This is a genomic window from Veillonella denticariosi JCM 15641, assembly GCF_002959855.1.
GTDB lineage: Bacteria > Bacillota > Negativicutes > Veillonellales > Veillonellaceae > Veillonella > Veillonella denticariosi.
In genome coordinates, this window is sequence record NZ_PPDB01000004.1 from 2,501 (window position 1) to 25,889 (window position 23,389).

General features: G+C 44.7%; 17 protein-coding genes and 2 rRNA genes. 17 read left to right on the forward strand and 2 right to left on the reverse strand.

Annotation, left to right across the window (positions count from 1 at the left end; genetic code table 11):
* Positions 1–47: 47 nt before the first annotated feature.
* From VEHSUH05_RS05070 to VEHSUH05_RS05110, 9 genes are all read left to right on the forward strand, one after another.
* Positions 48–2,982 (forward strand): 23S ribosomal RNA (locus tag VEHSUH05_RS05070).
* 215 nt (positions 2,983–3,197) lie between these two features.
* Positions 3,198–3,314 (forward strand): 5S ribosomal RNA (gene rrf / locus VEHSUH05_RS05075).
* 390 nt (positions 3,315–3,704) lie between these two features.
* Positions 3,705–4,565: a polysaccharide deacetylase family protein gene (locus tag VEHSUH05_RS05080; protein ID WP_105090933.1), complete on the forward strand. Its 861-nt coding sequence runs from the start codon at positions 3,705–3,707 to the stop codon at positions 4,563–4,565.
* 8 nt (positions 4,566–4,573) lie between these two features.
* Positions 4,574–5,068, forward strand: coding sequence for a MogA/MoaB family molybdenum cofactor biosynthesis protein (locus VEHSUH05_RS05085; RefSeq protein ID WP_105090934.1), 495 nt, complete (start codon positions 4,574–4,576; stop codon positions 5,066–5,068).
* 110 nt (positions 5,069–5,178) lie between these two features.
* Positions 5,179–5,631, forward strand: a complete 453-nt coding sequence (locus tag VEHSUH05_RS05090) for an RrF2 family transcriptional regulator (RefSeq protein WP_105090935.1) — start codon at positions 5,179–5,181, stop codon at positions 5,629–5,631.
* 66 nt (positions 5,632–5,697) lie between these two features.
* Complete coding sequence (locus VEHSUH05_RS05095) at positions 5,698–7,086, forward strand: cytochrome ubiquinol oxidase subunit I (RefSeq protein WP_105090936.1); 1,389 nt, start codon at positions 5,698–5,700, stop codon at positions 7,084–7,086.
* Complete coding sequence (gene cydB, locus VEHSUH05_RS05100; protein ID WP_105090937.1) at positions 7,077–8,096, forward strand: cytochrome d ubiquinol oxidase subunit II; 1,020 nt, start codon at positions 7,077–7,079, stop codon at positions 8,094–8,096. The genes VEHSUH05_RS05095 and cydB overlap by 10 nt, the downstream gene beginning before the upstream one ends.
* Positions 8,097–8,264: 168 nt before the next feature.
* Positions 8,265–11,909 carry a thiol reductant ABC exporter subunit CydD gene (gene cydD / locus VEHSUH05_RS05105; RefSeq protein ID WP_105090938.1) on the forward strand — a complete coding sequence of 1,215 codons (3,645 nt, stop codon included), beginning with the start codon at positions 8,265–8,267 and terminating at the stop codon, positions 11,907–11,909.
* An 89-nt stretch (positions 11,910–11,998) separates the two neighbouring features.
* Positions 11,999–13,168, forward strand: a complete 1,170-nt coding sequence (locus VEHSUH05_RS05110) for a hypothetical protein (RefSeq protein ID WP_038117130.1) — start codon at positions 11,999–12,001, stop codon at positions 13,166–13,168.
* 250 nt (positions 13,169–13,418) lie between these two features.
* On the opposite strand, the gene VEHSUH05_RS05115 is transcribed toward VEHSUH05_RS05110, so the two are convergent.
* Positions 13,419–14,009 carry a DUF805 domain-containing protein gene (locus VEHSUH05_RS05115; protein WP_105090939.1) on the reverse strand — a complete coding sequence of 197 codons (591 nt, stop codon included), beginning with the start codon at positions 14,007–14,009 and terminating at the stop codon, positions 13,419–13,421.
* Positions 14,010–14,033: 24 nt separating this feature from the next.
* Positions 14,034–14,867 carry a pyridoxamine kinase gene (locus VEHSUH05_RS05120; protein WP_054674768.1) on the reverse strand — a complete coding sequence of 278 codons (834 nt, stop codon included), beginning with the start codon at positions 14,865–14,867 and terminating at the stop codon, positions 14,034–14,036.
* 134 nt (positions 14,868–15,001) lie between these two features.
* Here VEHSUH05_RS05120 and VEHSUH05_RS05125 point away from each other — a divergent pair, with 134 nt between their 5' ends.
* The 8 genes from VEHSUH05_RS05125 (at position 15,002) to VEHSUH05_RS05160 (ending at position 23,377) form a co-directional block, all read left to right on the forward strand.
* Positions 15,002–15,934 carry an ABC transporter permease gene (locus VEHSUH05_RS05125; RefSeq protein WP_105090940.1) on the forward strand — a complete coding sequence of 311 codons (933 nt, stop codon included), beginning with the start codon at positions 15,002–15,004 and terminating at the stop codon, positions 15,932–15,934.
* Positions 15,927–16,826: an ABC transporter permease gene (locus tag VEHSUH05_RS05130; RefSeq protein WP_038117124.1), complete on the forward strand. Its 900-nt coding sequence runs from the start codon at positions 15,927–15,929 to the stop codon at positions 16,824–16,826. Before VEHSUH05_RS05125 ends, VEHSUH05_RS05130 begins: the two co-directional genes overlap by 8 nt.
* Entirely contained in the window at positions 16,826–17,806 is a 981-nt protein-coding gene (locus tag VEHSUH05_RS05135) for an ABC transporter ATP-binding protein (protein WP_105090941.1), read from the forward strand. Before VEHSUH05_RS05130 ends, VEHSUH05_RS05135 begins: the two co-directional genes overlap by 1 nt.
* A complete protein-coding gene (locus VEHSUH05_RS05140; RefSeq protein WP_105090942.1) occupies positions 17,806–18,753 on the forward strand; it encodes an ABC transporter ATP-binding protein in 948 nt (315 codons plus the stop codon). Before VEHSUH05_RS05135 ends, VEHSUH05_RS05140 begins: the two co-directional genes overlap by 1 nt.
* Positions 18,754–18,766: 13 nt before the next feature.
* Positions 18,767–19,585, forward strand: a complete 819-nt coding sequence (locus VEHSUH05_RS05145) for a serine hydrolase (protein WP_105090943.1) — start codon at positions 18,767–18,769, stop codon at positions 19,583–19,585.
* A complete protein-coding gene (locus VEHSUH05_RS05150; RefSeq protein ID WP_105090944.1) occupies positions 19,582–21,183 on the forward strand; it encodes a peptide ABC transporter substrate-binding protein in 1,602 nt (533 codons plus the stop codon). Before VEHSUH05_RS05145 ends, VEHSUH05_RS05150 begins: the two co-directional genes overlap by 4 nt.
* 94 nt (positions 21,184–21,277) lie before the next feature.
* Positions 21,278–22,216, forward strand: coding sequence for a S66 peptidase family protein (locus VEHSUH05_RS05155; protein ID WP_105090945.1), 939 nt, complete (start codon positions 21,278–21,280; stop codon positions 22,214–22,216).
* A 15-nt stretch (positions 22,217–22,231) separates the two neighbouring features.
* Complete coding sequence (locus tag VEHSUH05_RS05160; RefSeq protein WP_105090946.1) at positions 22,232–23,377, forward strand: amidohydrolase; 1,146 nt, start codon at positions 22,232–22,234, stop codon at positions 23,375–23,377.
* Positions 23,378–23,389 lie beyond the last annotated feature (12 nt).

Genomic DNA, 23,389 nt, shown 5'->3' on the forward strand with positions numbered 1-23,389 from the left:
ATCGAGCGTGGGGCGACGACGATAGGCGCACATGCTAACGCAAAATAAGTAAAGATAATAAGGGCGTACGGTGGATGCCTTGGCGATATCAGCCGAAGAAGGACGCGGTAAGCTGCGAAAAGCTACGGAGAGGTGCAAGCAACCTTTGACCCGTAGGTATCCGAATGGGGGAACCCGGCAGTGGTTATGCACTGTCACCCATAGCTTAGACTATGAGGAGGGCACCCGGGGAACTGAAACATCTAATTACCCGGAGGAAGAGTAATCAAACGAGATTTTCTTAGTAGCGGCGAGCGAACGGGAAAGAGGCCAAACCGGAGCGGGCAACCGCACCGGGGTTGAGGACAGTCATCAAGTGTACATGAGGTAGAAGAATGGAGCTGGAACGCTCAGCCGTAGAAGGTGAAAGCCCTGTAATCGAAACCTTGCATGCACGGGACTGTATCCGGAGTACCACGAGACACGTGAAACCTTGTGGGAAGCAGGGGGGACCACCCTCCAAGCCAAAATACTGATATCGACCGATAGCGCATAGTACCGTGAGGGAAAGGTGAAAAGAACCCCTGGCGGGGAGTGAAAGAGAACCTGAAACCGTATGTCTACAAACAGTCGAAGTCTGTATATATATCAGGACGACGGCGTGCCTATTGAAGAATGAACCGACGAGTTACTGTTGCTAGCGAGGTTAAGTGGAAAACATGGAGCCGCAGCGAAAGCGAGTCTGAACAGGGCGTTCAGTTAGTAATAGTAGACCCGAAACCGTAGTGATCTATCCATGGCCAGGTTGAAGCACAGGTAAAATTGTGTGGAGGACCGAACTCGTGAGCGTTGAAAAGCTTTGGGATGAGTTGTGGATAGGGGTGAAATGCCAATCGAACACGGAGATAGCTGGTTCTCCCCGAAATAGCTTTAGGGCTAGCCTCGAGGTAGAGAGTATAGGCGGTAGAGCACTGATCGGGCTAGGGGCCATACCGGTTACCGAACCTAGTCAAACTACGAATGGCTATACTTATACTCGGGAGTCAGACAGTGAATGATAAGGTCCATTGTCAAGAGGGAAACAGCCCAGAACACCGACTAAGGTCCCCAATGTTACACTAAGTGGCGAAGGATGTGGAGTTTCCAAAACAACCAGGATGTTGGCTTAGAAGCAGCCACCATTTAAAGAGTGCGTAATAGCTCACTGGTCGAGAGACTCTGCGCCGAAAATGTCCGGGGCTAAAGTGTAAAACCGAAGTCGTGTCATATGCAGCAATGTATATGGGTAGGGGAGCGTTCTCATCGGATAGAAGCAGTACCGGAAGGAGCTGTGGACTGGTGAGAAGTGAGAATGTCGGTATGAGTAGCGAAAAGAATGGTGAGAATCCATTCCACCGAAAGCCTAAGGGTTCCTGAGCAACGATCGTCGACTCAGGGTAAGTCGGGACCTAAGCCGAGGCGGAAAAGCATAGGCGATGGACAACAGGTTGATATTCCTGTACCGGTGTGAATTGTTTGATCGATGGAGTGACACAGTAAGGTAGGTCAGCACGCGATTGGAAGAGCGTGTTTAAGCAGGTAGGTTGAGTGATAGGCAAATCCGTCACTCTGAAAGCTGAGATGTGATGACGAGTGACTAGCAATAGTCGCGAAGTGATTGATCCTAGACTGTCGAGAAAAGCTTCTAGGTAGAGACACACTGCCCGTACCAAAACCGACACAGGTAGGCGGGGAGAGAATCCTAAGGTGCGCGGGAAAACCCTCGTTAAGGAACTCGGCAAAATGCCTCCGTAACTTCGGGAAAAGGAGGACTCATGTAGTGTGAAGGGCAGAAGCGCTCGGAGCATGAATGAGTGGCACAAGAGAGGCGCAAGCGACTGTTTACCACAAACACAGGTGCCTGCTAAAGCGAAAGCTGACGTATAGGTGCTGACACCTGCCCGGTGCTGGAAGGTTAAGAGGAGGGGTTAGACTTTGGTCGAAGCTCTGAATTGAAGCCCCAGTAAACGGCGGCCGTAACTATAACGGTCCTAAGGTAGCGAAATTCCTTGTCGGGTAAGTTCCGACCCGCACGAAAGGTGTAACGACTTGCGCACTGTCTCAACGAGGGACCCGGTGAAATTGAAGTACCTGTGAAGATGCAGGTTACCCGCGACTGGACAGAAAGACCCCATGGAGCTTTACTGCAACCTAAGATTGAACTTAGTTAATGAATGTACAGGATAGGGGGGAGACGGAGAATCTAGGGCGCCAGTCTTAGAGGAGTCGGTGTTGGGATACCACCCTTTGATTAATTGATTTCTAACGGGCCGAGTAACGACCGGCCGGACAGTCTTAGGCGGGCAGTTTGACTGGGGCGGTCGCCTCCAAAAGAGTAACGGAGGCGCCCAAAGGTTCCCTCAGAGCGGACGGAAATCGCTCGAAGAGTGTAAAGGCAGAAGGGAGCTTGACTGCGAGACGGACAGGTCGAGCAGGGACGAAAGTCGGGCTTAGTGATCCGGTGGTGCCGAGTGGAAGGGCCATCGCTCAACGGATAAAAGCTACCCTGGGGATAACAGGCTAATCTCTCCCAAGAGTCCATATCGACGGGGAGGTTTGGCACCTCGATGTCGGCTCATCACATCCTGGGGCTGAAGTAGGTCCCAAGGGTTCGGCTGTTCGCCGATTAAAGTGGTACGTGAGCTGGGTTCAGAACGTCGTGAGACAGTTCGGTCCCTATCCATCGCGGGCGGAAGAAACTTGAAGGGGGCTGCTCCTAGTACGAGAGGACCGGAGTGGACGAACCGCTGGTGTACCAATTATCCTGCCAAGGGTACAGTTGGGTAGCTACGTTCGGGACGGATAAACGCTGAAAGCATCTAAGCGTGAAACCAGCCTTGAGATGAGGTTTCTCATAGCATAAGCTAGTAAGATCCCATGTAGACGACATGGTAGATAGGCCAGGTGTGGAAGAGCCGTGAGGTTTGGAGCTGACTGGTACTAATCGATCGAGGGCTTTACTTAAGCAGCGTAACCAACTTGAAGGAGCAACGCGACGCACAAGTTGCGTGGAGTCGCTTACGTCGAAACGTAAGATTTCACGATGTGAAATCCACAGGCTTCGACGCAATCCTTCGGACGTGTACTTTGAGTATGGGACGCAACATATAACATTAAGCAGAAATGTGCAACAAATATATATACTTCTATGTGGTTTTCAGAGTACAAACTCTGACAGATTCAGTGGCGATAGCTATGAGGATCCACCTGTTCCCATCTCGAACACAGTAGTTAAGCTCATAAACGCCGAAAGTACTTGGCTGGAGACGGCCCGGGAGGATAGGAAGTCGCTGATTAACAAAAAGAAAAAGGTCTACCGAGTGGTAGGCCTTTTTCTTTTTGTTAGTCTTCGACTAGTTATTTCTGCTAAAGCCGTCTCCAGCCAAAGTTGTACAAGTAGTATCTATCTGTATAAATCAATAAGACGGCGTGGGAAGGGTAGGGTGTGAGGCCACAGAGGAGTGAAACGACGTATGGGGCCCACACATCACCTTCTTCCGAACGTAAGATTTACCGAACTGCGAAGCAGTAAAGGGAAATCCACAGTGAGGAAGCAAGTAGGGCAAGCGAAAAGTAGTGTGTCTTTTTTTGTGTGTACCTCTTAATTCATAAGGATTCTTATTGAAAAAACAGGTTAAAGTATGGTATTCTCGATACGTATCTAAATGATGGGAGTGATAAAAACTATGTATAAGTATGGCATAGGATGTATTAAGAATATAGTATTCGCCTGTTTCATTGTTATTGCTTTATTAGCCGCGGCAATCGGTATCATGTGGGGCATATCAACCGATTATAAAATTTATGGCGTGCCGGTTCTTAATTATCATCAGGTGAATGATGAGAAACAGTCGTCGCTGACTGTGAAAGTAGATGAATTTCATCGTCAAATGGCGTATCTCCATGATCATGGATATCACACGATAACTTTGGATGAGCTTTATGATTATGTAGAGAAGGGCACGGCATTACCGGATAAGCCGATTGTGCTTACCTTTGATGATGGGTATATCGATAATTACAATAATGTATTGCCCATTTTGAAAGAATATAATATGAAGGCGACTCTATTTATGATCAGTGATGCAGTGAATACAGACCGATTTTTAAGCATCGATGAACTACATAAAATGGAGGCAGGCGGTTTTGATGTACAAGGGCACACAAATCATCACAAGGTGTTAACACATGTGGATTTTACTCAATTACCAGATGAAATTGGTGGAGGCAAAACGACGTTAGAGGCCATACTAGGCGAGCCGGTAAGATATTTAGCGTATCCGGGCGGATTTAATAACGGTATTGTTCAACATGTTACAAAGACATCGGGATATAAGATGGCTTTCACGGTTCAACCGGGGACGGTAAAACCGGGGGATAATTTATATGCGTTGCCAAGACTCGCGGTATTTGAAGGTGATACGACTTATTTATCATTTTTATTGCGCCTACATTGTGCGCCGTTTATTCAATATACATGGGGGTTACGCGATACATTGCGTGACAAGGGGTGGATTCAGCTGGCCTCTTTAGTTCCATTATTCTAGGAGGAGTTATGTCTCAGGAAGTTGTAGTAAGACCGTTACGTGTTGCGGTATTGACTGTTTCAGATACACGCACATTGGAGACCGACAAGGGCGGTAATAAGGTACAGGAATTTTTAGAAAATGCCAATCATATTGTTGCGGCGCGACGGATTGTTATCGATGACTATAATGAAATTCGCAATGCCATGATTTCCTGGTGTGATGATAAAAGTATCGATGTCATCATATCTACAGGCGGTACAGGTATTGCTAAACGGGATGTTACGATTGAGGCCGCTAACAGTTTATATGAAAAGCATATTCCCGGATTTGGTGAGATTTTCAGGTTCCTATCCTATACGGAAGATATCGGTACAAAGGCTATGGCGTCTCGGGCAGAGGCGGGAGTCAATAATCATACTCTTATATTTTCTGTACCCGGATCCGTAGGGGCGGTTACATTGGCTATGGGAAAACTGATTATTCCTGAAATGGCTCATTTGGTGAGAGAAATAACTAAATAAACGATGAGTTAATCATGAAAAAAGAAAACAATACCATTGCAGTATTGTTTTCTTTCATTTATACTAGTCTTAGTAATACGTAAGTCCGTGTGTATAAGAAAGGAGATTATATGAAGTTAAATCAGGCCACGGATTATGCATTTCGTATGGTTTTACATATGTCTTTGTTATCTCCTGGAGAAAGGGTAACAGGTGCTGTGTTGGCCGAGAGGGAGTTAATTCCTGAACGGTTTTTGCTCAAAATTATGCGTAGTCTTATTGCAGCAGGGATTATGAGGTCCTTCCGCGGTGTGGATGGCGGGTTTGCACTTAATCGTGAACCTAAAAATATTTCATTGCTCGATGTGATTAGAGCGGTAGAAGGGGATGCGTATTTACAACAATGTTTATATGATATGGGTTCATGTTCAAAGTCTTGTAAGGGACGTTGTGCTATTAATGAAGCGATGGGAATCATTCAACATCAACTAATAGATCAGTTAGAAGGGGTTAATTTTTACCAGTTGGCTGAGCGAGAGGCGGCTATATTGCAAGAATTACGACCACTTTCACAAGTGCAATGATGCAAGTCTTGAAATCGATGAGCTCATCAAGTGATGGTAGGAATTTAATTCTAAGGAGGAAAACAGATGTTTGAGGCTGTAGATTTAGCTCGATTACAATTTGCGCTAACATCTATTTATCACTGGTTATTCGTGCCTTTTACGATAGGCATGACAGTGATCGTAGCTATTTTAGAGTGGACCTATGTGGCTACCGGTAAAGAAGTATATAAAAAAATGGCAAAGTTCTGGGGGAAATTATTCCTTATTAACTTTGCTATGGGGGTTGTGACGGGTATTGTTCAGGAATTCCACTTCGGTATGAACTGGGCGGAATACTCTCGTTTTATGGGGGATATTTTCGGAGCTCCGTTAGCCCTTGAAGCATTAATGGCATTTTTCTTGGAATCTACATTTATGGGTGCGTGGATCTTCGGCTGGGACCGTTTGAATAAAGGGGTTCATGCTTTTGTAGCTACGTTGGTAGCGTTGGGGACAAGTCTATCTGCCTTTTGGATTCTCGTAGCGAATTCTTTTATGCAGCATCCTGTAGGGTATGTATTACGTAATGGCCGTGTAGAGATGGAGAACTTTTTTACTATCATTCAAAACGGTTACGTGCCGGGACAATTCTTCCATATCGTATTTAATGGTTTATTAACTGCCGGTATAATCATCATGTCTATCAGTGCTTGGCATTTATTGCGTAATAATGCCACTGATTTTTATCGCAAGTCTGCTAAATGGGGCATGGTTTTTACCCTTGTATTCGGTACATTGGGGGCCTTGGCCGGTCACCATCAGGGGCAATATGTTACAAAGGTACAGCCGATGAAAATGGCAGCGATGGAAGCGTTATGGGAAACACAGGATCCGGCTCCATTCTCGCTGGTTGCCAATATCGATGTAAAGGAACAGAAAAATACAGGTGCCATTGAAATTCCCGGTGGCTTGTCTTTCTTGACTCAAAATTCATTCACTTCCGGCAAGGTGGAAGGAATTAAAGAATTACAGGCTAAGTCCGAGGCTCAATATGGACCTGGTAACTACATCCCCGATGTACGAGCTATTTTCTGGACATTCCGTATCATGGTCGCTGCCGGTTCTCTCATGTTGCTTGTCGCTTTTGTAGGACTTATCCTCAATGCGAAGAATAAGCTTGTAGGAAATCGCATTTTCTTAAAAATTATGTTCTGGATGTTACCGTTGCCGTTTATCGCGCATTCCACAGGTTGGTTTGTAGCGGAAGCGGGGCGTCAACCATGGCTTGTATATGGTTTACAACTCACTGCGGACGGTGCATCTAAAGCTGTAACGGCAGGTGAAATTTTGACGACGATTATCGGTTTTACTCTCATGTATCTATTAGCGGCTATTGCGGCAATTTACCTTGCTGTAGAGCATATTAAAAAAGGTCCGGAAGGTAATCCGTCTCATGATGTGGTTGAAAAAGAGGAGGCGCGACTATGGAACTGATTTGGAACAACCTTGAGGTGGTATGGTTCATCTTAATTACCATACTGTTTGCGGGCTTCTTCTTGTTAGAAGGCTTTGATTATGGAACAGGAATTTTGCTGCCGATCATCGGTAAAACTGATGTGGAACGTCGCCAAATGATTAATGCGCTAGGTCCTATATGGGATGGCAATGAAGTGTGGATGATTACTGCTGGCGGTGCTTTGTTTGCATCCTTCCCGCATGTATATGCTACATTATTCAGCGGTTTCTATCTGGTACTATTTTTGATGCTTTCTATGCTTATCATTCGCGGCGTATCCTTTGAATTCCGCTCCAAAAGCCCTAATCTATTATGGCGTAAGACCTTTGATTACTGTATCTTTTTCGGCTCGTTAATCCCTGCTTTATTATGGGGCATTATGGTAGGCGATTTGATTCAAGGTACACCGATCGATGGAAGTATGACCTATGTGGGCACAATCTCAGATTTATTTACCGCATATACTATTCCCTGCGGCATAGCATTTGTTTTGTTATTTATATACCATGGCGGTTTATTTACATCTATTAAGACTGCCGGGCCTATATCTGAACGTGCTCGAGCTGCATCATTAGTAGCCGGCGTTCCAGCTGCTATCAGCATCATAGCATTGGCGGTACTTACCTATGTATATACCGATTTATTTAACTCCGTAGGTGCTCTTATCTGTTTCACGTTAGCGATTTTGTCGTTTCTTATTTCCTGGGGAGCTACACGTACTCGTAATACAAAATGGGGTTTTGTATTCAGCTCTTTAGCCGTTATTTTAGGAACCGTCGCATATTTTGCCGGCTTATTCCCTCGTATTATGGTTTCGTCCTTGAATCCTGAGTGGAGCTTAACAATTTCTAATGCGGCAAATTCTACATACACATTGGCATTAATGACTTGCGTAGCATTCGTGTTTGTACCGATTATTTTGGTGTACCAATCCTGGGTATATTGGACATTCCGTCATCGTGTAACAGAAAAAGATTTACATTACTAATCGGATGGAATTTATAGTATTCAAAGTTCATATTATCTGAATCATGAAAATTAGTATTCATTGTGTGAGGCGTGCTGTAGCGGCACGTCTCTTTTTTGTGGTAAGATGAGTGTAATATTGATAAAATTAGATTCAATTTAGAATTAGTACTTTTAAAAGGGATATTATATGATACAACGTACCGCATTAAAGGCGTTACTCGAGCATAAGGGACCGTTCTTTTTACTCGGGATGACATGTTTTATTGAAAGCCTCGCCATAGTTGCACAGGCATGGTTTTTTGCTGTTTTACTTAATAATTTCATATTCTTGGAGCATTCAGTTCAGGATGAACTTGATATTTTGATTTATTTAGGGATTGCCATTATATTTCGCCTGGGTTCTCATTATTTACAGGAGACGATAGCATCGAGGCTGGGGAGCTTCGTGAAAGCATCTTTTCGTGCTCACGCATTACGACATATGTTTCAGCTCGGCGTGCAGCAGAAAGAGCGACATGGCGATATGATTCATATGATCACGGATGGCTTAGACCAGGTGGATGCCTATGTGGTTCGTTATATTCCGCAAATTCTCTATGCCGTCATGATTCCCCTTGTGATGGGAATTGCCATTGTAAATACGATGCCGATTATCGGTATTCTTCTTATCATAACCGTTCCATTGATTCCGTTTTTTATGATCCTGATCGGAAAGCAGGCAGATCGCTTCAACAAGGAACAGTGGGAACGTATGAGCTTTTTATCAGGCCACTTTCTTGACGTGCTACAAGGTATTACGACATTGAAGCTGTTTGGTCGTGCAAAAGAGCAAATTCATGTTATAGCCCGTTTATCTCGAGAGTTTAAAGATTCCACGTTGCGTGTGTTGCGTGTCGCTTTTTTGTCCGCATTAGTGCTTGAATTAGTGAGTACTATCAGTACCGCTTTGATCGCTGTCTATTTAGGTTTAACCTTGCTGGATGGAGATATCGCTTTTTTACCGGCATTTTTTATTTTACTGCTGGCACCGGAGTTTTATACACCGTTCAGACAGTTGGGGGCGGCCTTCCATACAGGGATGGCCGGAAAGACGTCTATACTTAAATACGAAGAATTTATGGCATCTCAATCACTTTTACCCGAAGGTGGATCTCAATGTATCGGTGAGCCGCTACAAGAGATTTCAATTGATGGATTAACCTTTACCTATGGAGAGGGTAAAAACGGTATACACCATATATCTTTACAGGCGCATCGTGATAAACCCGTCATGCTTGTCGGTGAAAGTGGAGCGGGGAAATCAACGATTGCTCATATTGTAGGCGGATTTTTAAAGGCTCCGACAGGTACGGTTTTTGTTGACGGTTATGATATAACGGAGTTAGATATAGACTGGTGGCGTCGACAAGTTATTTATGTATCTCAACGGCCTCATCTTATGAAAGGAACTCTGCGTGAGATTCTATCCTTTGGCCTGGATGTCAGTGATGAGGACATTTTAAATGCGTGTAATGAGGTGGCGTTAATCGACGTAATCAAACGTAAACCGGAAGGCCTCGATACGGTTATCGGTGAAGGCGGTGCAGGTCTTAGCGGTGGTGAGCGACAGCGGGTAGCACTAGCGCGTGCATTTTTACGACGGGGACAAATTCTTGTCCTGGATGAAGTGACAGCTCACTTGGATGTAAAAACAGAATCTATAATCAGTCGTGCCGTTCAACGCCTGATGAAGGGGAAAATCGTCATTCTCATCGGACATCGATTGCAGACGATGCATTGGGCATCGTCTCTTTATGTGTTGAAAGACGGACATATTATTCAACAAGGTACCTATGATGAACTCATCAATACTGATGGATATTTTAAGGAGTTAGTATCGGCAGGAACCGGAAAGCTTGATATAGCTTCGAACGGACTATCTGCTGATGTTGGTAAATCAGATGATACCGTTTCGGGAGCTTTCACATTGTATGAATCTGGCTATGAAGCACCGGAGAATGTGCCGGTTGGTCAATCGGTACATCCTTCGCTTCGTGCTGAAGCGATGTACGGGGACGACACGCCACATAAAAAAAGCTTGGAGAGAAGCGGCGCTGGATCCATTATTGATTTACAAGGCTGGAAGCTGTTATTTTCTGTTCTTGGCCCTGCTAAATGGTCCCTCGTACTTGCTTTGATTTTTACATTCCTTACGGTTTTTATGAATGTAGGTCTTCTCAGTGTATCCGCTTGGTTATTGGCCTCCGCCGCGTTACATCCGGATATAACATATTTGAGCCTTGCTATTGTCGGGGTACGCTTCTTCGGAATCAGTCGTGCCGTGTGTCGATATTTTGAACGATATACATCGCATCGCATGGCGTTTCAGGGTTTATACGGATTGCGCCTCTGGTTTTATAAAAGGTTGGAGCCGCTTGCACCGGCGATTTTGAAACGTATTGGAGCAGGCGATATGTTAAGCCGTATTATGGGGGACATTGAAGTATTACAATTTTTCTATTTGCGTACCTTAATTCCGCCGATAGCTGCTATCGGTTTGACCGCATTAGTAGCGTACGGTGCTTTTACAATCAGCCCTGGCCTGTTATGGCCCGTTTTGATAGCTGCAGTCGTGACGGGGATTATATTACCAATAGTTGTATATGGTTATAATCAAAAAAATCTTCGCGTAATTGCACCACAGCAGGGCGAATACAAAGCTTTACTTAGCGATACAATGGACAGTTTGGAGGATATCATCAGTTACGGCAATGAAAATCTTGTGTATGAACGAATTCAATCTATGATGACCGCGATTGATGATTGTAAGTCATCCATAGATAAGAATATGAATCGTGGGAATACGTTTTTTATCGCGTGTATACAGTTAACAGTTATCATAGTGTCCTGTATGGCTGCACATGCGTTGTCGGGGCTTTATGCGAGCGTTATGGTAGCCGTAGCGGCTATTGGTATTCAGGCATGGTTTGAATCATTGCAGCCGATGATAGCCGCTGTTCATCACGGTGTTGAAAGCCGGATTGCGACGAATCGTTTATTAGCTTTAGCGCAAGAGCGACCTTCTGTAATCGAAAATGGACAGCCGGAGCTGATTGATACGATAGAACATATACATTTTAAAGACGTATCCTTTGCGTATGATGAACATAATACTATTTATGAAAATCTTGATGTATTCATCCCTAAAGGGCAATCTGTAGCAATTGTCGGAGCCAGCGGCTCCGGTAAAACAACATTGTTTAATATGCTGGAGCGACTTTATGATTACGGTGGCTCGATTGATATAGGGAAGCATGAGTTAAAACATATCGCTATCGATGCGTGGAGAGAGTTACTGGGGACCATTACACAAGATACATATATTTTCCATGCTTCTTTGAGGGATAATATTCGGCTCGCCAGACCGAGTGCATCCGATGACGATATAAATAGGACCATTAAAAGAGCTTCTTTGCAGTCGGTTGTAAATCGGCTACCGATGGGGCTTGATACCATTATCGGATCCGGCGGGCATGGCTTGAGCGGTGGTGAACGACAACGCGTTGCCTTGGCAAGATTGTTTTTGCGCGACCCGCAACTCGTGCTGCTGGATGAACCCTTAGAAGGTCTTGATCAGGTGACCAGAAGGTCTTTACATACAGACTTGATGAAATACATAGAGGAAAAAACATGTCTTTATATCACTCATCAATTAGAAGGTCTGGAAAAAATGGATCGTATTTTATTTATGGATCAGGGGCAAATTGTTGAAGATGGCACTTACGATGAACTTATTGCATCGGGCGGAAGATTTTATGAATACTGTTATTTGTCTATGGCACGAATCGGGTAGCAGATTTAGTAGCCTTATATCGATAAATTACGCAATATATGGTATAATTTGAGTGTTAAAAGCTATTTCATGTTACCCTTGGAGGGGTTATGACTAGAATTTTCACCAAATTACGTGCTTTGGTGGATGAAGCATTGTCTGAACGGGACACGACGATTGAGTCTACTACTGTTAGTAATACTGTATCGATGGAGCCCGAGCTCTTCGATCATCGTCTATTATATATAGAAGAGGATATGGTTAATCGCATGTTGCGTGCCGCTCTTCGCAATCATTGGTTATTTTATTCCGTAACCTTTGAGTTTGAACCGAATAATCAGATATTCCTGTCCATTATTACGAAGTGGGGGAATGTAATCAATGTGGAGTTTACCTTAGAAGATTTATGGTTCGATGATTATTCATCATCATTTGCCATACGGTTAGATACAAATAATATAGATACAGGCGGTTTTATTCTAAATTCCGTTCTCCATCTACTTGGGAATTGGTGCCTCAGCCTGTTTGGAATATTCTTTAATCCCATTGAACTGGGTGAAAAGGGTTCCACCATGCGTTTTGAAAAGAAAGGTATCATTCAATTCGATCTCTTGCCGAATACGAGGGTCAAGAAGTTTATACCATTACCGGAACGCCATATCGGCAGCACTGGCCCTATTCTGTTGGGAAATCCGAGAACCAGTCAGTCCGTATTACAGTTGGATTACTATGCGTTTCATGATCCGGTGGATACTTTTACGGTACCGGATGTGCCGACTCGTACCAGTTGGCTGCGCTCTATCGATATAGCGGCGGTTTTACTGTTGCCAATCGGTGTATGGATTACCTTCATCATCCTGCATCACTATTTACCGACGGAAACCTTGGAATTTTCCTTTTCCACATACTTCTTGATTTCTCTGGGAATTTTTATTATCTCCTTCCTGGTGATGAATATTCCGCGCTATCTGTATATGTACTTTGATTCGCGTAAGCAGTGGCAGAGCGCCTTTGTACATAACAATATCAAGATTCAGATGCGCAAATTACATCGTCGTATCTTCATGCAGCAGGCGACACTTACGTCGGATTGTGATGAATGTACCGCAAATGAAAGCCAGGAGCGTATCAAGCACTTATTGCTTCAAATTCGGGATAAGCGTTTTTTAGCGAATCGTTTAAAGATTGCTGATGATGACCGAGCGCGGAAACAGAAGGTTAAATTTATCATTGCCTATATCGGCTGTACATTAATAGAACTGATGTTATTGATGAATTGAGTATGTATAGACGGTAATAAATGTTTTGATAGCAATTACGTTTTAAATATATAAATATAATATGATATAAAAATACCGTATCTCGGATTTATCGTGTCCGCTTGCTGTTAGATTTATTTTAATCTAATCGTAGGCGGACATTTCATTTACGAGATACGGTATCATTGGTTGAGGTAGGTTAATCGTTTTGTAGTAATTGTATTTGTATATTAAACTAGTGTTTGTATATCAATTACTGCAAGCGGATAGCTTAGAGATTTTTCTTTTTGCGACGTTTTCGTGCGGCTTTTCGTTTTTTCTGAGCCTGTTCGCTTTTTGGCTCTCTCGCCGGTTTGAAAGCTTTTTGTGGTACGCTCATAAACGGTGGATAACCATATTCATTGGGTTCCGGTTGGCCGGGCAAAACCCAGAACAGAAAACCCACGAGCCATATAAAAAGGTATAATAAATAATTAACCGGGGAGACGGCTGTATAGGTATTGATGAAAATGATAATGGCTGACCAGAGAATACCGGCCCATGCATTAAATCCGATATCGTGAATGCGTCGTCCGAAGAGAGCACATGATAACGGGAATAGGGTGGCTAATAATATCCATATGAAAGCACGGGAAATCCAGTATGCCGGTAAAGATACGACGAATTCTATCAGTTTAGTGTCAAGAATATGGACGATATAGAATAATATCATCAGCACGATAAATAGTATGATAAATTGTAAACGGTTTATCCGGCCGGATAAGTTAAATATCGATAAGCCTTTACGGCGCCCCAGAAATGCGATGAGTAAACCGATGGCGCAAATCAGAAGTGTACGCAGTAATGCATAGATTAAATCCATAAATTCCCCTCTTTAAAATTTTTATTACAAATTTATTAATTCCGGTAAGACGAGTTCGAATGCCACACCATGTTTCATTGATTTTACATTATCTACGGTTGCCTGAATCGCTTTTGTCGTAAAATTCATAGCCAGCTCTGCCGCATCGTACGGCGAGTATCCTTTCATGACGGCACCGGATAACACGGCGGTGAAAATATCTCCGGTTCCGGTTGCTTTTACAGGTACCAGCGGGATAGAATAGGTTTGTAAGTTGTCTGTAATGCCGTTGTATACGGCGATGGTGGCGTGCGTTTCGGATGGTACACTGGTCATGATGACCATGTCCGGTCCCATCTGATGTAATTGCTTGCAGCGGTGTCGCAACTCATCTTCGCTGATAGGTTGTGTTGAATACGGTATATCCAATAAAAAACAAGCCTCCGTATAGTTCGGTTTGACGATATGCGCTTTAGATACGAGGTGGCGCATGGCAACGACCATGTCCGATGTATAGATGGAATAAAGACGGCCGTCATCGGCCATAGCCGGATCGACGATAATCATTTGGTTATCATTGCCAAAACGATTAATGGCCTCCTCTACGAGCTGAATCTGCTCGGGAGATGCCAAAAAGCCGCTGACGATAGCGTGAAAATCGATGTTATTCTTTTCCCAGCAATCCATAAAATCGCGCATGTGGTCGGAGAGGTCTACGAATTCATAGTGCGGATATTCTAAGTGATTGCTTAATACAGCTGTAGCCAGCGGAACCGCCTGACATCGCATGGCACTGATGATAGGAATCATAACCGTAAGGGCGCAGCGACCGATGGAGCTCATATCCTGAATGGTTAATATTCGCGGTACTGTATTCATAAACACCTCCAATAGATTATATCTTCTATTGTACGGTATAGCAGGCGTCCTGTAAATGTAATCATTAAATTCGTGAAAAATTTTTCACAATATAGTATAATAAAAAGATAAAATTTTCTATGGAGGATAGTTAAATGACAAGGTATGTGTTTCGACGTCTAGGTGGCGCAATTATAATCTTGTGGGTTATTATTACCGTAACCTTTGCATTAATGCATGCAATACCGGGTGGACCTTTTACAACGGAAAAAAAATTACCGCCCCAGGTAAAAGAAAGTATTGAAGCGAAGTATCATTTGGATGATCCGTTGTGGAAGCAATATGGCGATTATCTGGGCAGTGTGGTTCAGGGGGATTTGGGACCGTCATTTAAATATGAAGGGCGTAGTGTTAACGATATCATCAATGATGCATTTCCGGTTTCCGCACAACTCGGGTTGTTGGCGTTAGCCGTAGCCGTTGCAGGTGGAATTACGGCCGGAGCTATCAGTGCGATGCGACCAAATGGTATTGTAGATTACGTGATGACATTTGTATCCACCTTGGGCATTTCTGTGCCTACCTTTATTATTGGGGCCGTGTTGGTATATGTGGTAGGCTTTGAATTGGGCTGGCTACCTGTCGCATTATGGCGTGGGCCGTCCTATATGGTGTTGCCCGTACTTACTTTGGCGGCACAGCCGATGGCGTTTATTGCACGGCTCACCAGAAGCGGTTTGCTCGATGTGTATCAACAGGAATATATCCGTACGGCACGTGCTAAGGGCCTGAGCCGTTGGACAATTTTGACGCGGCACGCTTTAGGTAATGCCATACTGCCTGTAATTACATATTTAGGACCTTTAGCGGCGGGACTTTTGACCGGCAGCTTCATCGTGGAAACGATTTTTGCGATTCCTGGTTTAGGTCAATATTTTGTAACGTCTATTTATAATCGAGATTATACGGTTATTTTAGGTATAACGATTTTTTATAGTGCCCTCGTAGTAGCACTTAATATTCTTGTGGATATGGTGTACCCATTGATCGATCCACGCGTGACGACAGGGGAGGACAGAAATGAATAGAGAAGAATTTTTTCCTATTGAACGCTCCCCGCAGGATGACAGTTCGACGTTTGTAAAACGTCCGGGTAAGTGGGAACGATTCAAGGTAAATCGATTAGCCGTTGTAGGTGCGTCCATTATTCTGGTGATGATTGTACTGGCGATTTTAGGACCTATTATCTCACCGTATACCTATGCGGATCAATCTTTATTGAATGCGAATCAGGAGCCGAGCTTTGAACATTGGTTCGGTACCGACACATTAGGCCGTGATATTTATACGCGCGTTATGTACGGCGCCCGTATTTCCTTGACTATCGGGTTTGTAGCGGCTTTCATCAATCTTGTTATCGGTGTAATGTATGGCGGTATTGCCGGTTATATGGGCGGCAAGGTGGACCGTATCATGATGGCTATCGTAGATATCCTTTACGGTATTCCTCTCCTGCTATATGTTATTTTGCTGATGGTCGTACTGGGACCGGGTCTTATGTCTATTTTTCTGGCCTTGGGTATTGCTTATTGGCTAAATATGGCTCGTATCGTACGCAGTCAGATTTTGAAAGTGAAACGTGAGGAATATATCGTTGCCGCTGAGGCGATGGGGATTCCGAAGAGACGTATTTTAATGCGTCATATTTTGCCGAACTGTGTGGGGCCTATTATCATTACCTTGATGTTGGCTATTCCGGAAGCTATTTTTACGGAAGCATTTCTCAGCTTTATCGGACTCGGTGTAAATGCACCGATGGCAAGTTGGGGTGTGTTGGCATCCGAAGGTATCAGCAGTATGCGTTCTTACCCGTTTCAGTTGATTTTTCCTGCTGTCGCAATCAGTATAACTATGCTCGGTTTTGTATTTCTCGGCGACGGCTTGCGCAATGTATTGGATCCTAAGGAAGGAGATAGATGATGAACAACAAAATTATTGATGTTCGCAATGTGTCTATTACGATTGATACCTTCCAAGGTCCGTTGCGTGTGATTCGAAATCAAGATCTCACCTTGAAAGCCGGAGAAATCTTAGGTATCGTGGGTGAGTCCGGATGCGGTAAATCTGTGCTCGTTAATTCGTTAATGGGTCTATTACCGAGCGGGAAAACGAGGATTAAGGCCGATTCATTTGTAATCGATGGTCATGATTGCTTATCATATGATGAGGATGACTGGAATGAATTGCGAGGCACCACGGTAGCTATGGTGTTCCAGGATCCTATGACCTCCTTAAACCCGATTTTGACGATTGGTGAACAGTTGTATGAAGTCATCGAACGCAGTAATGCTTATGGTGATGATTACGATGAAAAGGTGATAGCTATTGATTTGTTAACGAAGATGGGCTTGTCTACACCGGAAAAGCGTTTATCGCAATATCCTCATGAGTTGAGTGGCGGTATGCGTCAGCGGGTATGTATCGCCATGGCTGTGGCGGGGCGACCAAAGATTCTCATCTGCGATGAGCCGACGACGGCACTTGATGTGACTACAGAGGCTCAGATTTTACGCCTCATGCAGACCTTAGCCGTTGAGGCAGGCATTGGGATTATTTTTATCTCTCATAATTTGCGGGTTATTGCTCAGCTTTGTGATCGCGTTATGGTTCTATATGCCGGTAAATGTGTAGAGTCTGCGACCGTTGACGGAATATTTAATGACCCGAGACATCCTTATACAATAGGTCTGCTGTTGGCATTGCCCCAAGGGAAATGGCATGGTGAACTGAAAGCCGTAGAAGGTCAGCCGCCGGATTTATTTAATCTGCCTCGAGGCTGTTCTTTTAATCCTCGTTGTAAATGGGCTATGCGCATTTGCGGCAAGCGTATCCCGATGGATGTGGATGTCGCTGAAAATCATCAATTTGCATGTTGGTTATCTAAGTTGGAGGGACTCTAATGGGATATGTATGGGAGACAGAAAATCTCGTTAAAGAGTTTACTCTGTCAAGCGGCTTATTTAAGCCGAAACAAACGGTACATGCTTTACAAGGGGTTAGCCTGTATCAATCGGAAGGGGAAACACTCGGTATTGTTGGGGAATCCGGTTGCGGTAAATCCACTTTCGGATACACCTTGATGGGTTTACATGAGGCTACGTCCGGTTCCATTTATATGAACGGTCAGGAAATTGATCCTTATAGAAATCGAGAGGCGGTTCATCCTGTGATGCAGATGGTTTTTCAAAATCCTTACGCATCGCTCAATCCAAGGCTTACCGTTAACACTATTTTAGAAGAGCCTTTGGAGTTGGATACGAAATACACCGCTCGAGATCGTGTCATTCGTGTAAAAGAAGTGTTGGAGCAGGTAGGCCTTACGATGGCTTTCGGGGAACGATATGCTCATGAATTATCCGGCGGTCAACGGCAACGTATCGGTATTGCGCGTGCTTTGATTATGGAGCCGAAATGTATTATCTGCGATGAGCCGCTTTCGGCATTAGATGTATCGATTCAGGTACAGATTATGACGTTATTGGAACGTTTGCAGGCATTAAACGGGATATCGTACCTTTTCATTTCTCATGATTTGAGTATGGTGCGTTACATCAGCCATCGGATGGTGGTTATGTACATGGGGTCTGTTATGGAAGAGGGACCGGCTCTCGATTTGTATGAATTCCCACAACATCCATATACTCGTGCGTTAACGGCACTGAACGGACCGGTTATCCCTCATGCGCCGATAGGGACACCGCTCAGAGGGGAGCCGCCAAATCCATTAAATCCGCCCACAGGATGCTTATTCAGCGGACGTTGTCCGGAGGCGGAACAAAGGTGTTATACAGAGCGACCACCGCTTAGGGAGTGGGCTGATCGTCGTATTGCGTGTTGGCATTTGTAACGGGAGATTATAAATGGGAAAACTAATTGTTGGCAAGTCTTTGGAGAATAGGCTTGATGCGTACATCAGAGAATTTGCACCTACCGGGAACATATCCTATGTAGTTATGCAATTTGATGATGGCGAGGAACCGATTCTCATCGCTGCTAAGGGAGAACATACGGTACATACCGGTGCGAGTATGATTAAGGTACTCATTATGGAATACGTTTTTCATTTGGCTCGCACCGAGCAACTGAATCTGAATGATGCGGTTCCTCTTTCGCGTACACCTCGAGTTGAAGGGGGCGGAGCATTACAGGAGCTGACAGGTAAACATAGTTTTACATATCTGGAATTATGTCGGCTGATGATGGTGCTCAGTGATAATTGGGCTACAAACCTTCTTATCGTGACGCTCGGTATGGAGAATATCAATGCCCGTGCGGAACAGCTGGGGCTTGATGACTTGGAACTTAATCGTATGATGATGGACTTTGAGGCATCTTCAGAGGGCCGGGAGAATCGGCTAACCGCCATGTCCTTAGCGCGCTTGTATCATCACATTTTTGAACATAGAGACCGTGATGCATACGGTCATGAAATGTGGAATATTTTGGGACGTCAACAATTTAGAGATATTCTGCCCTTTTATTGGGGCGAAGATGTATGCTTTCACCATAAAACGGGATCTCTTGATTGCGTAGAGCATGATGGAGGCGTACTGGAAACATTTAGAGGTCATTTTTGTTTTGTGCTGCTCATGAGCGGCATTGAAAATGACCGTGCCAAAGAATTAGGTGCTCGAGTGGGGCGCAGTATGAAAGAATTTGTAGAGGAAGCATTGCCATGATGGATAAACGCAATTTGTTAAAACTCATGGTTCTCGCTCTCGGTGTGAGTGTGATTCTATTTGTGTTCGGATACCCAAGAGGGGCTCAACATATAGATGAACATACAATCCGTTATGTTTTAGAGCAGGAACCGTCTACGCTAGATCCGGCGAAGTCGAACACGTCTCCGGAGGCTACGGTACAATTACAATTATTTGATGGCCTTGTGCGCCTCAATGATGAAAGTGAGCCGGAACCGGCGCTTGCGAAAAGCTGGGAAATTTCCGAAGATGGTTTGGAATATACATTCCATTTACGACCTGACTTGAAGTGGTCGAACGGTGAGCCGTTGACCGCCCGCGACTTTGAATACGCATGGAAGCGTGCCCTAAATCCTGATGTTCATGCGGATAATGCGTATATGTTATATGTACTGAAAAACGGCGAAGCCTATAATAACGGTGATGCCGAGGCTGATGATGTAGGTGTTAAGGCCGTTGATGATGATACGCTTGTAGTTACACTGGAAAATCCGACGGCGTATTTCTTGAAACTGCTTGCATCTCACGGTTATTATCCGGTGAATAAAAAAGCGGTAGAGGCTCATGAAAACTGGGCATCCGAGGCGGAAACGCTGGTATCCAACGGCCCGTACCGTCTGCTTCGTTGGCACCACAACGGAGAAATGGATTTTGTAAAGAATCCGAACTATTGGGATGCCGATTCCGTTAAGACCGAAAACATGAACTGGCCTATCAGTGAATCTCAAAGTACGCGGTTGACCCTTGTGGAAGGCGGCGAAGCCGATATGACCGTGGAACCGCCGGTGGCGGATCAACAGCGGCTGGAAGAGGCCGGTCTGTTACATATCGGGCCTATGTTGGGTAACTATTACTATGTGTTTAACGTGACCGCCGAACCGTTCACAGATCCTGAAGTGCGTAAAGCATTCTCCATGGTTATCAATCGGGCTGAGATTGTTAAAAATATCGTCAAGGGTGGTAAAGAGGCCGCATATGCGTTCGTGCCGTACGGTATGCTTGAAAGCAACGGCCGCGATGATTTCCGCGAAGCCGGCAGCTATCTCGTGTACGAAGATGTAGAACAGGCGAAGGAAATTCTGAGAAATGCAGGCTATGGGAAAAATCGTCCGTTGCCGCCGATTACGATTTTGTACAACACCAGCGAGTTGCACAAATCTATTGCAGAAGCTATTCAAGCGGCCTGGACCGAAGCTTTTGGTGCAGATGTGCGTTTGCAGAATCAGGAAACAAAGGTATTCCTCGCTGATAGAGAGGCCGGTAAATACCAGGTGGCTCGTGCTTCCTGGGTAGCGGACTACAGCGACCCTCAAAACTTCCTGGAGGTGTTCTCCGCAGAGGATAATGACGGTCAATATCATAGCGAAGAATACAATGACCTCATTGCGCGTATCCGCGTAACCCCTAATGGGGCGGAACGTGATGCGCTCATGCATGATGCGGAAAAGATGATTTTTGATGAATCCCTTGTTATGCCGTTGTATTTTACAACCCAGCCATATGTAACGAACGGAACAATTCAAGATTATTTCTGGATCACATTGGGTCTTGTTGACTTTAAAAAAGCATACAAATAAGATACACTTAAGACGTACACAATGTGTACGTCTTTTTGTATGTTTCCTTTTCAGAATGAAAGTTAGGAAAGTTTAGATAAAGTTGTGAGGTATTATGGAGTGGAAATATCCAAAGCGGTTGGTGCCGGGTATGACAATCGGATGTATAGCACCTGCCAGCAGCAGCTCTGAGTCATTAGAAATGATACAGCAGATATGCAGGGCGAAAGGGTATGATGTTATATTCGGTGAATCCTGTCGCAGCAAGGGACTATATGGCGGAGCGGCAGAAAAACAAGCCGAAGAATTTAAATGGATGATGACAGATGGCCCTTGTGATGCGGTCTTGGCATTGCGTGGCGGCTACGGCACGATGCGATATCTTGATAAAATTGACTACGATACTATTCGAGCGTATAAGAAGCCCTTTATCGGTTATAGTGACTGTACAGCTCTTCATATGGCGATTAATCGATACAGTCGGCTCGTAACCTATCACGGTCCGATGGGGGTTGATTTTAAACCGGAAAGATATGATGACATTGATGCTCTATTTAATGCGGTGGAAGGTAATCTGCAGGTGATTGAACCGTTATCGGAGCCGCCCCGCGGTGCCATCGGAACCGAATTAGGAGACGGTATCTTGCGTGGCGGTAACATGACAATGCTATCCATGCTTTGCGGTACTCCGTATTTTTTTGAGGATGACAGTATTGAGGATATGATTCTCTTTATTGAAGATATAGGGGAAGCGCCGTATAAATTAGATCGTATGTTGCAACAATGGCGTCTATCGGGATTGTTGAATCGCATCAAAGGTCTTATGATCGGAACTTTCACGGATTGTGAGGGCGATGAGGACGAACAGGGGTATGATATAGGGTATGAAGCATTGCGATATATGGAGGAAAATCGTAACTCGTCTTTGCCGGAGCCTTTCGTATGTTATGTTCCGACCGGACACGGTACGCCACATCAGACATTGCCGTTAGGAGCACATGTTCATTTCAGATATATTTCAAACACAATCGTGTTATCGCCGTATACATCCTAATAAGAAAGAGGAATTATGACATTACAGGAACGTGAAGCACAGGCTTGTGCTATTATTGACAATTTGCAGGATGAGTTAAAGGAAATTTCTCTATTCCTGCATGATAATCCCGAGTTGGGACAGGCGGAATTTAAAGCGCTGGAGAAAATCAGTCAGTACATGACGGATAAAGGATTCATCACACAAGTCGGATTAACTGGACGGCCTGAACTGCGCACCGCAATGCGCAGCGATAAGAATATAGAAGGGAATCATAAAATGGCTTTTCTCGGCGAATATGATGCATTGCCCGAGTTAGGTCATGGGTGCGGACATAATTTAATCGCAATCATGAGTATGGGCGCGGCTATAGCCTTTAGCCAAACTTGTGATGAACGTTGGGGTACCACCTTTTTCGGCTGTCCTGCCGAAGAAACTATCGGCGGTAAGGTATATATGGCGGAGGAGCATCTTTTTGATGGATATGAGGGGGCACTTATCATTCATCCGGGGGGTGAAAATGAGGTTGGCGGTACATCGTTGGCGACGCATCCTCTGGAGGTGACTTTTTACGGCCGTGCCTGTCATATTGCATCCCTTACAGATTCCGGTGTCAATGCGCTTGACTGTGCCGTTGATTTATATCAATCGATAAAACGTATGAAAGCGGAGCAATTTCCTAAGGGTGCTATCATAGGTACCATTTTTACGGAGGCCGGGGCGGCCCCTAATGTGGTGACTGATACGGCAACGCTGCGCATGACGGTGCGCGGTAGGACTGTGGATGATCTGGAACATATTATTTTACCGGCTATTAAAGCTGAGGCAAAGAAGATAGCAGCGCTCTATGGTGCTCGTGTGGATATGCATCATTATGAGCCTCTCTTCAAGGATATGCGTCAGGATAAGATATTACTGGAGCTGTTTGATGAGGTGATGACTGAGTTCGGTGAACGGCCGAAGAGACTGCCCGATGACGAAGCTGACGGCAGTACTGATGTAGGCAATGTGTCCTATGAGGTACCGACGGCACAGCCGACATTGCAAATAGGTTTGGGGCTGGAGGCGCATACACCGGAGTTCACCTGTGCATCGGGGGCTGAGTATGGCCTCAACCAAGCGATTAAAGGCGCAAAAATCATGGCAGTTGTCGCATTGCGATATGCGATGTCCAAATTTTGACATAATGTATAC